The following is a 12671-nucleotide window of genomic DNA, read 5'->3' as shown; positions in this document are numbered from 1 at the left end:
GGGAATGCTTCTCCATCGAGCAGCAAGTTGACCGTCTCCACGAGCTTTACACCGCACTCGTTTCCTATCCCGGCGCGCGATCTCTATGAATGACTGGCCACCCGTCCCGATCTTAATGTACCACGCGGTGGAGGACGCCGCGCGCGCCCCTGAGTACAAACACTTTTACGTGACCCGTTCTGAGTTCGCCGGGCAGATGCGCATGCTCAGGCGCGGCGGATATACTCCTATCACGTTCCCCATGCTTGCAGACGCCATGGCCGGCGACGCCGCTTTGCCCGCAAAACCCGTTCTGCTGACCTTCGACGACGGCTATGCGAACTTGCTGACGAACGTCCACCCGCTTCTGCGCAAGATGAATTTTCCCTACACAGTCTTCCTCGTTTCCGAGCGTATTGGCAAGACCAACGATTGGGTAATCGCTGAGGGTTACGAGGCGACTCCTCTCCTGGACTGGACTCAGATCCATGAGATGAACGAATGGGACGGCGTTTCTTTTCAGGCGCACACCGCGACGCATCCGCACCTTAACCGCATCGCTCCCGATCAGCTGCGCCACGAAATCTACAACAGCAAGCAGCAGCTCGAACAACAACTTCAGCATCCCATGGATGTGCTGTGTTACCCGTATGGGCACCTCAGCGACGAAGTCGTTGACGAAACACGGGCGGCGGGCTACGCAATGGCGGTGACGACGGACTTCGGCCGCGTCCGCCAAAACGACGATCTTCTTCGTCTGCCGCGCATCAGCGTTTATCACGTGCCGTTTCTCTCGCTGACCTACGGAATCGGGCCGCTGAACTTCGATTGGCGTCTGCGTACGCGTAAAGATGGCCGCACGGTCCCGAATGGGTAGAATGTCCTTGAGAATAATGTCGCTCAGCTAAGCAGCCGGCGATTGAAATCGCGCCTAGAAGTGCACGATGTGCCCCTCCGGGCACTCCAGAGAACGTTGTCGATAACGTTTCTGGAGTCGGCGGAGGCCGACATCGTGCACTTCTAGGCGCGAATTTATTCGCCGGCTATCTTGGTCTTTCGGTTATCGTCTCTTGGAGGACATCTTGCAACCACGCTCCAAAATGCTTCTCGCCGCCGCTGGCGTCCTTACCGTGCTGCTGATTGTCTACATCATCGCGACCCGGCCGGGTCCAAGCGACAATGAGCTGATCGCCGCGCAGACCGAAACACTGCGCACAGCCGCCGAGCGCCACAGTGTTTCGCAGGTGATGTCCGTAGTGTCCGCCGAGTATCATGACAGCATGCTCTCGAACACGGATCAGCTGAACTTCTTTCTACGGCGCGTGGTCGGACAGGCCGGCCCGGTGACGGTGCAGTTTGACAATCCCATCGTTACCATTGAAGGAGATACGGCAATCTCGCGCGGCCACCTGCGCGCCGTCAGCAACCAGGGCGGCGGCGTTCTCACCGATCAGGACGTCACCCTGCATTGGAAGCGCGAAACTGGACACAAGCTGCTGGTGTTTCCCACACCCGTATGGCGGCTGACGAACGCGGAATATCAGGCTCCCGGAATGGGCGGCGAATAAAAACAGGCAAAAAAAGACGAGGGAGGCGAAATGCCTCCCCCGTCTTTTTTTGTCAGAACTAGATGTCTTTGTCGTCTTTGCCGTCGGCGTCATCGTCGCCGAGATCCATATCGATATCTTCGTCGATCTCTTCCAGATCGATCCCTTCCAAATCGGGATCGGCGTCCAGATCGACCGCTTTGCGCGCGGTGACGACAGGCTCGATGGCCGGCTCAAACCGGACCGCGGACCGTCCGCCCCGCTTTGGGCAGGACGTGCAGGAAAAATTTACTTTTGCGTTCAGCAGCCAGAGCGGCACGGCCCGGAAGGGCGCGTTGCAGTCGCTGCATCGAATCGATTCAGATGCCATTTGGTCCCAATATCCCCTATTTACTTACTCTTGAACAATTTACGCGGGCGGCGCCGTCTCGCGTTTTGCGGCCTTATCGCCGTACTCCACGGGCGCATCGTCGGTCTTCTCAGACGGCTCGGGCGCGGGAGAGAAGATTCCATTGACGATCATCAATACGCCGACCAGAATATAATACCATGGCTCATTGCCGTCCGAGACCTGGCCGGGGTCGTAAACGAACTTCGCCCCCATGACCAATCCGACAATTCCCAGCACGATCAGCAGCGCGCCGATCACAGTGAAGGTGCTCAGCCAGCGAGACCTTATCATATCTCTTACTTCCTTGGCGAGATGCTCATGTATGCATCCGCAAACTGACGCCGCAGCGAAACGATAAGCTTCTCACAGCATTTGTTATTATACACCATGAGAGCCCTCTTATCCGTCTACCGTGCGCCAGACAGTAAAAGTTCCGTCCGAGCGGCGCACCCGCGCCCCTCCGTCCGTCTCGATCTCCTGAAGCTCGGCCGTCTCGCCGCCCCGCCGCACCTTTGCTCCGACCGCCAGGTATCGTCTCCATCCGACCGCGATCGGATCGAAATCGCCGGCGCTCCGATGGATGTCCTCCCAGCGCTCCAGCCATTCCCAGACGCATTCGCGCACTTCGTCCATCACAAAAACGCGACCGGAAGCCAAACGCAGCGATGTCGGCGGATAAACATAATTCTCGGCGTCCGGAAACTCCGATTGATTGACGTTGACGCCGATTCCAAGGATCGCGGCCCACTCTCCATTCGGCAGGGATACGGATTCAACCAGAACGCCGCATGTCTTGTTCCCGCTCAAAAGAACATCGTTGGGCCACTTCAGCGCCGGCGACAATCCCAGTTCCGAAAGGGCGTCCGCGACGGCGAGCGCCGCCACATATCCCAAACGCCATGCGCCGGAAATGGGATAATTCGGACGCAGTACGACTGTCATCAGCAAGTTCTCGCCGGCTGCAGCCTGCCAGGACGCGCCACGCCGCCCTCGCCCCTTCGTCTGCATCTCCGCCGTTACCACGGCGCCGTCCGGCGCGGGCGCATCGCCGTCCAGCGCCCAGGCGCGCGCGAGGTCGCTGGTTGATCCGCATTCGGCGTAATGCCGCCACTCAGCTCCCACGGTCATTCGGCGAAGTCCAGGGAAATGTCCATCGCCGGCGCGGAGTGCGTCAGCGCCCCGATGCTCAGGACATCCACGCCCGTCGCCGCCACGGAAGCGACCGTCGTTTCGTTCAGCCCGCCGGACGCCTCAGCGATCGCCCTGCCGTCAATAATCTTCACGCTTTCGCGCAGCAGATCCAGCCCCATATTGTCGAGCAGAATAATATCCGCGCCGCACGCCAGCGCCTCACGAACCTGATCGAGCGTGGACGCCTCGACTTCGATCTTCATCGTATGCGGCGCCTGCGCACGCGCCGCCGTCACCGCGGCTTTGATCCCGCCGGCCGCCTTGATATGATTGTCCTTGATCAGCACGCAGTCATAGAGGCCCAGACGGTGGTTGACACCGCCGCCGACCCGCACCGCGTACTTCTCCAGCACACGCAGCCCCGGCGTCGTCTTGCGCGTATCCACAATCCGCGCCTTCGTCCCCGAGACAAGCTCGACGTACCGCGCCGTGACAGTCGCCACGCCGCTCATCCGCTGCATCAAATTAAGGGCAACCCGCTCCGCCGTCAGCAGCGCCCGCGCATCGCCCGACACCCGCGCAATCGCATGCCGCCCCGCCCCAACCGTCGCGCCGTCCTCAACGAGCGCCTCCCAGCGCGCCTCCGGGTCCAGCAATCGAAACACCAGCGCTCCGACCGCAAGTCCCGCTACCACGCCCGGGCTTTTCGCCAGCACCATCGCGCTCGCCTTCGTCCCAGCGGGAATACACACCGTCGTGGTGATATCCCCCGCCCCAATATCCTCCGCCAGCGCCGCGCGCACGATCGGCTCGAATAAAATCTCTGGAATGTCCATGAAAAACCTGCCTTGGACCGTCGCGCTGTTATAAGAACGGGCGCGGCGGATGATGGGGTTACTATACCTCTCGCTAAAACATTTGCAAAGAGGCATAGGAACCCGGGTATAAAACCCGGGCCTTGGGAGTCGCTTCGCGACTAAGCGTCCGTGCCGGACGCAAATGCCGGCAATCGACAAAGTTTTCCTTCGTCCGGAACGGACGACTAGCCGAAGGCTCCCAAGGCCCGGGTTTTATACCCGGGTTCTTACGCGCGGCTTAATGCATCTTAAACGGTCCGCCGTGCGGTTCCGGCGCAAGCTCCGGACGCGCGGAGTCTTGAATGACCTCGTTCAGTTCCAATTCGTTCTGCTGGAAGTAAGCGTCTTTGGGCAGCGTGCCGGATTTGGCGTGGCCTTCGGTGAAGGCTTCGGAGCGGATCCAGTTCATCAAATCCTGGCGGCTGTCCCAGGTGGTCAGGACGACGTAGGGCTGACCTTCGTTGACTGGGCGCAGCACCAAGTTCGAGATGAAACCGGGCATTTTGTCGACTAGGCCCGCGCGCTCGCGGAAGACGGTTTCGAACTGGTCGGCGTATTCGGGCTTGACGTAAAGACGATTGGCGACGGTGATCATGGGCGTACTCCTGATAGTAGTGTTTGAATAGGGGCGGCGTTTCCGGCGGCGTCGCGCGGGATTGCCGGCTGGATGGACCATTCCGCCCGGCTGGTCTCGGCCAGTTCGGTGAGCGCGGGGCCTTTCCCTTCCGAGTCGAAGAGATTGACGTTGTTGAGAACTCTTCCAGACGGCTGATGGACGATCCGGTCTCCGAAGATCGAAGCCTCGATCCGCCATGTCTGCGCTTCGGAGGCGGTCGTACGCTGCTGGATCAGCGTCCACGCTCCCTTGACCTGCGCGGCGGCGAGGTAGAAGCCGCTGTCGGCGTTCTGGATGGTATAGGATCCATCCGGGACGGCCACAAAGCTCCAGATTTGGCTGTTGGTTGCGTTCGCACGGTATTCGCGGATCGGAGCGCCCGATTTCCGGTTGATCTTAGGCGAGTCGAGACGATAGTACGAAGAGGCGTCCGTAATCGTGTAGCCGCCATCCGGGCGACGTGCTGGAACTTGCCATGTGATCGTATCTGAAACGGGACCATCCGCGAAGACCGCCTTTGCCGTCACGGTATTCGCGCCGACATTCATCGTCGCCGACGGCCACTGGAACACATGGTCTGGGCTGGTTTGCGCGCCAAGATCAACACCGTTGACGAGAAGATTGACGGTCTCGGCGTTGGAGTAGACTTTGATATTGCGCGTGGACCCAAAACGGTTGTCGAAGCGGCGTCCGGTGATATGGACGAACGGTTCTTTGGACCAGCTGGCCTTGTAGAAATAAAAGGCGTCCTTGCGCGTGCGTCGGTCGTATGTCACGAGGCCCTTGTCGTTACGACCCGCATGGTCGCCTTCCTTGCGGCCGTCCACGGCAAAGTCGAACATGTTCCAGACCAATTTGCACCAAAGATAGGGACGCTCATTCATGATGGCCCACGCCGTCTCATGGAAAAGCGCCTGGTATTCTTCGGTGTGATCGAGCGGCATCGGGTCGTCGCTATGGAAGTCGATACTGGCGCCGGCGCCGTACTCCGTAATCCCTACGGGCGTCTGCGGATGCTGCGCGTGAAACTGCTCCACCCAGGGCGCAAGATCCCACATGCGGCCATAGTACCAGCCGTAATAGCGATTGTATCCCAGCACATCCGTCTGAAAGTTGATCGCGTTGTCGGAGCGCTGGTTGGTGGCGAGAACGGTGAGCCGATTTGGGTCGAGAGCGTGCGCCGTTTTGTCCAGCGACGCGAGAAGCGGAGCGGGCTTGCCCCCGATCTCATTCGCGATGCTCCAAAAGCAGATCGATGGGTGATTATAGTTCTGCTTGATCAGCTCGGTCAATTGCTGGCGCGTATTCTCCGCGAACGTATCGCTCTTCTGAAACGTTTCGACCAACGGGATCTCCGCCCAGGTCACAAGACCGGCGCGGTCGCAGAGGTCAAGCGTATGCTGCGAATGCTGATAGTGGCTCAGGCGGATCATCGTGGCGCCGATCTCCTTGACCAGCGCAAAATCGGTGTCCTGATCGGAGTCTGCGACGGCCCAGCCTTTGTCCATCGCATCCTGATGCTTGTTGACGCCGTGCAGGTCCAGATACTTGCCATTCAGGGAAAAACCACTGTCGGGAGAGACGGTGAAGGCGCGAAAACCAAGCGGCTGGCGCACGGCGTCGATCAAGCGGCCGCTTTCGCTGAGCTGCACGCTCACATGGTAGAGATACGGATCCGCAAGACCGTCCCACAGATGAGGCGATTTGATGACTGTGTCCTGAACTACATCCGCGGCGGCGCCGGGGTCGAGGGTGACGCTCTTCGTCAGTTTCGCCGCCTCTTCACCCCGAGTGTCGAAAACAGTCGCCGTCACAACGATCTCCCGTTTTACAGCCGCGTCATTTTGCACTTCCGCCAGGATTTTGAGATCCGCCGAGGCGCTCGTCACATGGGACGGGGTAAAAAAGACGCCTTCACTGCCGTAATCGTCCATGCGCAGGTGAACCGGGTCCGTGCTGATAATGCGCGCCTTACGATACAAGCCACCGAACACTGTGAAGTCGCCAGCAAGTGGGATAATCCCGGTGTCGGAATTATCGACTTTGACGGCGATCACGTTGTCTGAGCCGACACGCATCGCCTTCGTCACATCAAATCGAAACGCCGCGAAGCCGCCACGGTGTTCGCCGACCAGAGCGACATTGACGTAAACCGACGCCGTCAGGCTCGCCGCGTCGAACTGCAAGAAAAGCCGCCGTCCAGTGTCGGAGGCAGGCGCCGTATAGTGGGTGCGATACCAGCCGTGACCGCGCGTATACCGCCCCCCATCCTCGCCGTCCCGCGCGTTCCATGTGTGTGGAAGCGTAACGGATTCCCAGGCGCCGTCATCGAAGGCCGTGTCCTGCGCATGCGCGCGATTGCCGCGATAAAATTTCCAGACCCCGTCCAGCGGCGTTTCGATTCGATCGATCGTCCGAAGCCGTTTCGCAGCTTCGGCTTGCGCGTGCGCGGCGCCGCCGAGCGTCAGTGTGAAAGCGGCGGCCGCCAGCAAGATTGGGACGAGCGGAGAAAGAAAACGGGGGGACTTACAAAACACCATGCTGCAATATCCGATCTCATCGCACTTCGAAATACCAGAAGAGAAACCCAAAGACGAGGGCAAAAAAGAGCATGCCGATCCAAAAGGCTCGACCGCATCCATGCGGCTCCTCCGGGGTGCTCGGAGGAACATTCGGTGGCTTCGGGCGCAGAAATCGGTAAAGCAAGGGGTTCATGCGGCAGGCTCCGCTTCACGCCGGTATCGGTGCTGGCGGACGCCGTCAATATACTCTTGAACCGTTGAGTCGCTCAGCTCCAGCCGGCTCAGGCTTTGGCGGATCATTTCCGTACCCGCCTCGAACTCAGCGTGGATGACATCGTCGGCGCCCGCCTCGCGCATCCTCGGGATATCGATCCCTCGATGCACGCGCGCGACCACCGGCAGTTTCGGCGCCAGATGTTTGAGAGTATGGATTGCCATCTCCGTCGTCGCCGCTTCCGGAAGCGCGACAATGGCAAGGGCCAGACAATGGGGCTGCGTCTGCTTGAGCACCGTTTCGGAGGAAGCATCGCCGTAGATCGCAATCACGCCGCTTTGCTTGAGCTGCGCGATGGCCGTCCCGTCGTAATCGACAACGATGTGCGGGATCTCATTGGCGCGCAGGGCGTCGGAGACATAGCGGCCGACCCGGCCGTATCCCAGCACCAGGACTCGGGCCAGGGAACAGGCGTCCGTGTCCACCGCCTCACTTTCGGCATGCCGGTTCAGCCAGCGCGACATCCTGGGATTACGATTGAGCCGAACGTACAGCGGCCCGGCGGCCCCATAAACGAACGGCGTCAGCAGCAGCGTGATCAGCGCCGCCGAAAGGATCACACCAGTGATTTCCGGATTGATCAGCTTGCGCTCGCTGCCGATATTGGCGAGGACAAACGAAAATTCGCCGATCTGGGCCAGCCCCAGGCCCGCCATGATCGCCGTGCGCCCGTGATGCCCCGTCGCGTAAACCGCAAGCGCGGACAGGAGCGCCTTGCCGATCACGATCGCCAGCACGACGCACAGCACGGCGGGCCAGTGCTCCCGCAGAAAAACGGGATCGAGCAGCATTCCGACCGAGACAAAGAAAACGGCGGCGAACACATCACGCAGCGGCCGGATCTGCGCAAACAACTCGTGCGCATAGTCCGTTTCCGAGACAACGATGCCCGCAATAAACGCGCCCAGCGCAAGTCCTAGTCCCGCAAGCTCCGCCGTCACGGCGGTCACCAGACAGATCCCTACTCCGGTGAGCAGGAACAGCTCCTGGGAACCCATGCGTGACACACGCCCCATCAGCGCCGGTACGCCCTTGATCGCCAGAACAATCGCCACTCCCATGAATAGCGCCGCCTTCAGCAAGGCCCACACCAATGGGATTAACGCTGCCGCTCCGTGCGCCGCAACTCCAGCGAGCGCGGGCAGCAGCGCCGCCATCAGCACGAGCGACAGGTCCTGCACAACTAGGATGCCCAGCATAATGGCGCCGTGGGAAGTCCCCAGTTCTCCACGTTCATCCATGATCCGCATCATCACAGCGGTGGAAGACAGGAACAGAGCGCATCCTAAAAAGAGACCGCCATACACGCCCCAATGGAAGACAGCGCCGATCAAAAGCCCCAGCAGCACCATGCCGAGCAGAATTACCCCGCCCCCGACCAGCGCGGTCCGGCGCACAGCGTTCAATTCGTCCAGGGAAAAATGGATACCGACCGTAAACATCAGCAGCACGACGCCTAAATTGGCGACCGTGTGGATCGTATCGGGGCTGGCCAATATTCCAGGCGTATGCGGCCCCACGACGACGCCGGCGACCAGATAGCCAATCAGCACCGGCAGCTTCACCCAGCGAGCGATCAGCCCGCCGGCAAGCGCCGCAAGAAGCGCGATCCCGATATTGAGAAGAAATCCGGCTTGGTGCATTTGGGCTCCGTGGCGGATAGAAACGGCAAGGAACTGCGGGTATAAAACCCACTTCTGGGAGCGGCCGGGCCGCTAACGCCCCGTGCCGGGCCGACAAGATGAAAACCCAAGGACAATAGCTTATTTGTCCGTCCGGCACGGACGGTTAGCCCGAAGGGCTCCCAGACGTGGGTTTTATACCCGCGGACCTACTCATCCTTCGAAAACCGCTCCTCGGTCCAGGGGTCGGCGTGGTTGTGGTAGCCGTTGACCTCCCAGAACCCGCGCTGATCGTTTGTCAGGAACTCAATGCGATTGAGAAACTTCGCGCCCTTCCAGGCGTAAAGGTGCGGAGCGATGATCCGTACCGGAGCGCCGTGTTCGCGCGGAATCGGCTCGCCGTTCAGGGCGTAGGCGACAATGACGTCTGGGTGAGACAGTTCAGCAAGGGAGTTATTCGTCTTGTACCCTTCCATGGCGTGCTGCATCACATAGGTCGCCTCGGGAATTGGATCGACAAGATCGGCGATGCTTTCGAACGGGACGCCGGTCCAGTTCAGATCGTACTGGGACCAATGGGTAACGCAGTGGAAATCCGCGGTGAGCTCAATAGACGGCAGCGCGCGCAGATCGTCAAATGTCAGGCTGATCGGGTTGCGGACAGCCCCGTCGATCTTCAGGCGATAGGTCTCGGGATCGAACGGCGGCTGAACGCCCAGGTCCAAAACCGGGAACTTCGTGGTGAGATACTGGCCAGGAGGCAGGCGCTGGGTGCGCGGGACGGCGACTCGGGTTCCCGTTTCTCCGCGCTCACGAGCGCGCTCCACGGCGCGCGCCTTCACATGCAGGTATTTCGCGCTGAACTGCTCTCCGTTCGTATCGCTGGGCATCGTTCACTCCTCTTAAGTATCTAACCGCCTCCGGCGGTCGTCAGTTTGCGCTTCACAAAGGTCGCCACCGGAAGCACTTCCAGAAGACGTTCGACATCCGAGGCGGGAAGTTTTTTGCCATCGGGTCCGGTCACATAGAACGCATCACGGGCGCGGCTGCCCCAGACGGACAGGCGGGCCGCGTGGATATTCCAGCCGAGGCTGGAGACGACATTCGCCAGACGATAAACAACGCCCTTTTCATCGGGCGCGCTCACTTCCAGGAGGCTGAACTGATCCGAAGTCGTGTCATCAAGTTTGGCCGAATAGATCGTCTGGTCCTTCACAGGCTTATTGCGCTTCTTCAGCAGTTCCGCGAGCGCCATCTCGCCGAGCATGACCTTGCGCAGGCTATCCTGGATCTCCGCCTTCTTGCCCGACGCCAGCGGCTTGCCCCGGTAATCGATCCAAAGCGTGTCGATCGCGATCCGCACACTGGCCTCACGCGTAAAGACCTGCGCCACGTGAACGTTGATATCATGCGCGTAGAGTACGCCGGTGATCTTCGCCAGCAGGCCCGGCTTGGGATCGTCGTAGGCGCAGATCGTCATCTCCGTATAATCGTTTCCGAACTCGTGACGGAAGTCGATGATCGGCGTGAACGTTTCGCGCAGACGGCCAATCATCGCGATATGGAGATACATCTCCTCCAGCGGCGTGTTCAAAAGATACTGGGCCGGCAGATTGCGCGTATGCTCGTGGATCAGGTCGATCGGTAGGTTGTGCTGCGCGAGCTGCTTGCGAATACGATCGCGCTGACGGACGAGATTCGGAACATACGCGGGCGTTTCCCCCTGCGATCCGCCCGCCAGCACACCTTCCGCCCGGTAGTAAAGCTCCGTCAGGAACTTGCCCTTGACCTCTGTCCAAACCCCCTCGCCCACCGCCTGCGTGTCCGCGCAGGTGAGCAAATAAAGCATGTTGAGCGATTCCATGTCCGGGACGTGACGCGTAAATTCTCGTACGGTTTCCTCCAAAGACAGATCGCGCAGACGGCTGGTCTCCGCCATCAATAGATGGTTACGTATTAAGAAGACCAATTTGTCACGGCGCTCGGAATCCCAGCCGATCCGGTCCGCAATGAGCACCGCAGCGTCGGCGCCCGTTTCGGCGTGGCCACCCTCCGGCCACTGCTTGCCGATGTCGTGGATGAGTCCGGCGAGGTTCAGCACCTCGGGGAAGGCGACCTCGCCGGCGACGCGCCGGAAATCCGCGAAGCGCGGGTCCGTTTCCTGATGGAATTGGTTCAGGTTGCGCACCACGCGCAGCGAGTGCGCGCCGACGGTGTAATCGTGGGCGGCGTCGTACGGGATCAGGGTCATCAGCGGAGCGAACTCCGGCATCAGCCACGCCAGCACTCCCTGCTGCTCCAAACGGTAAAGAATAAGGGAAGCGTCTTTGGAACTCAATAGGCGCGTGAAGACGCGTCCCGCGAAGGCGGGGTCCGGCGCCGTGGGATAGCGCTGCAAAAACTGGTGGATCGCCTCTTCCAACTCATCGGAAATCGTGAGAGAATAAGCCTGCGAAAGCTCGGCGGCGTGCAGCGGCATCGCGAGATCACGGTCGGCGATATCAAAGTCGGCCACGTAGAGAGAGCGGCGGATCGACGCCAGGCCCAGCCCCATGGGGATCTCGCTGTCGAGACAGCGCTTGATCGTCTTACGGGCGATGCGCCGCGCCTCGGCGGCGTGCGTATAGTATTCGCGCATGAACGTTTCGACGGCTGGCGTTTCCGGTCCGTCCGGATATCCCAGATGCGACGCAATGGCTTCCTGCTTTTCCGTGGTCATGGTGTCGCGCGCTTCGCCGGCGACCATGTGCAGAACGCTGCGCACATTCCAGAGAAACTCGCGCGCCTGACGGATGGACGCCGCTTCGCGATCCGTGACAATCCCCTGCTCCACCAGCGTCCGCCAGACACGCGAGCAGCTCACACGGAAGCGCACCTCGCCCACCCATTCGGCATTCTGGATATCGCGCAGTCCGCCTGCGCCTTCTTTGATCTGCGGCTCCACCACATAGACTTGATCGCCGCCGAACTTGCTCAGCACCGACTGCCTCTCCGCCCATTTCTGGAACATGAAGTCGGCGGTCAGAAGCTGAGACCGGAACGTCGCCCGGAACTCTTTGAACAGCTCGGGATCGCCGCACAAAAAGCGAGCGTCGAGCAGCGTGGTCTGAGTCTGGTGGTCCAGCTGTCCGAGATCGCCAAGAAGTCGGTAAGCATATCCGACTTTGAGGTTGGCGCCGTACAGGAAGACATCCATTACCGATTGGAACATGTCCTTGATGACGGCGTTCAGATAGGCGTCATCCTCGCGCACGGCGACAAATGTCACATCGACATCGGAATATGGCGCAAGCTCGCGGCGTCCGTAGCCGCCGGACGCGACGATCGTCAGCTCCGGCGTCGCCGACGCATCCGGTCCGGTGGGCGCCAGCGCGGCGGCGTGCTCCAAAGCGAGCGCGAACAGATGCCGCAGCACGGCGTCCACCAGCGCGCAGTTGTGCGCAAGCAGCGCCGCGCCGGCGCCCGACGAAAGGCCGCTCAGGGAATTGATCTCTTGATGGGACTTCTTAAGGAATGCGCCGATCTCGGCGGTCGTGGCGAGGCCGGCAAGCTGCGGCTCGAACAAATCGCAGGAGTCGGGAGGGAGGGTTTCGGGTTCGTTGGACAATCGCGTTCCGCCTGGCCGCCCTTGCGCCTGCCGGCCCAGGCGGCCGCCGGCGGGCGAAAAGACAGGGAGTAGTGGTGTGAGTATAGCTGATCGAATGGCCTTTGTCAACGAAAGGCCATTCGATC

At 60.5% G+C, this 12671-nt stretch carries 12 protein-coding genes; 2 read left to right on the top strand and 10 right to left on the bottom strand.

Annotation, left to right across the window (positions count from 1 at the left end; genetic code table 11):
- Window positions 1-85: 85 nt before the first annotated feature.
- The gene (locus tag ABIZ35_RS05415; protein WP_348218853.1) at window positions 86-856 is read left to right on the top strand and encodes a polysaccharide deacetylase family protein; all 771 of its coding nucleotides are present in this window, start codon (window positions 86-88) and stop codon (window positions 854-856) included.
- Window positions 857-1061: 205 nt separating this feature from the next.
- Entirely contained in the window at window positions 1062-1547 is a 486-nt protein-coding gene (locus ABIZ35_RS05410; RefSeq protein WP_348218852.1) for a hypothetical protein, read from the top strand.
- 58 nt (window positions 1548-1605) lie between these two features.
- Here the strand turns inward: ABIZ35_RS05410 and ABIZ35_RS05405 are convergent, their stop codons facing one another.
- The 10 genes from ABIZ35_RS05405 to ABIZ35_RS05360 form a co-directional block, all read right to left on the bottom strand.
- A complete protein-coding gene (locus ABIZ35_RS05405; protein ID WP_348218851.1) occupies window positions 1606-1896 on the bottom strand; it encodes a hypothetical protein in 291 nt (96 codons plus the stop codon).
- Window positions 1897-1935: 39 nt separating this feature from the next.
- A complete protein-coding gene (locus ABIZ35_RS05400) occupies window positions 1936-2208 on the bottom strand; it encodes a hypothetical protein (RefSeq protein ID WP_348218850.1) in 273 nt (90 codons plus the stop codon).
- Window positions 2209-2316: 108 nt separating this feature from the next.
- Window positions 2317-3045: a biotin--[acetyl-CoA-carboxylase] ligase gene (locus tag ABIZ35_RS05395; protein ID WP_348218849.1), complete on the bottom strand. Its 729-nt coding sequence runs from the start codon at window positions 3043-3045 to the stop codon at window positions 2317-2319.
- The gene (gene nadC, locus ABIZ35_RS05390; protein WP_348218848.1) at window positions 3042-3884 is read right to left on the bottom strand and encodes a carboxylating nicotinate-nucleotide diphosphorylase; all 843 of its coding nucleotides are present in this window, start codon (window positions 3882-3884) and stop codon (window positions 3042-3044) included. Before nadC ends, ABIZ35_RS05395 begins: the two co-directional genes overlap by 4 nt.
- Before the next feature lie 259 nt (window positions 3885-4143).
- Window positions 4144-4500, bottom strand: a complete 357-nt coding sequence (locus ABIZ35_RS05385; protein WP_348218847.1) for an antibiotic biosynthesis monooxygenase — start codon at window positions 4498-4500, stop codon at window positions 4144-4146.
- Window positions 4497-7061 (bottom strand): glycoside hydrolase family 2 TIM barrel-domain containing protein, encoded by a 2565-nt coding sequence (locus tag ABIZ35_RS05380; protein ID WP_348218846.1) that lies wholly within the window; start codon window positions 7059-7061, stop codon window positions 4497-4499. Before ABIZ35_RS05380 ends, ABIZ35_RS05385 begins: the two co-directional genes overlap by 4 nt.
- 16 nt (window positions 7062-7077) lie before the next feature.
- A complete protein-coding gene (locus tag ABIZ35_RS05375; protein ID WP_348218845.1) occupies window positions 7078-7236 on the bottom strand; it encodes a hypothetical protein in 159 nt (52 codons plus the stop codon).
- Complete coding sequence (locus ABIZ35_RS05370) at window positions 7233-8960, bottom strand: cation:proton antiporter (protein ID WP_348218844.1); 1728 nt, start codon at window positions 8958-8960, stop codon at window positions 7233-7235. Before ABIZ35_RS05370 ends, ABIZ35_RS05375 begins: the two co-directional genes overlap by 4 nt.
- 188 nt (window positions 8961-9148) lie before the next feature.
- The gene (locus ABIZ35_RS05365) at window positions 9149-9829 is read right to left on the bottom strand and encodes a sulfite oxidase-like oxidoreductase (RefSeq protein ID WP_348218843.1); all 681 of its coding nucleotides are present in this window, start codon (window positions 9827-9829) and stop codon (window positions 9149-9151) included.
- Between the two features lie 20 nt (window positions 9830-9849).
- The gene (locus tag ABIZ35_RS05360) at window positions 9850-12546 is read right to left on the bottom strand and encodes an HD domain-containing protein (RefSeq protein ID WP_348218842.1); all 2697 of its coding nucleotides are present in this window, start codon (window positions 12544-12546) and stop codon (window positions 9850-9852) included.
- Window positions 12547-12671: the final 125 nt, after the last annotated feature.

This window comes from Capsulimonas sp. (assembly GCF_039929585.1).
Taxonomy (GTDB): Bacteria; Armatimonadota; Armatimonadia; order Armatimonadales; family Capsulimonadaceae; genus Capsulimonas.
This window is presented reverse-complemented; position numbering and strand designations above follow the sequence as displayed.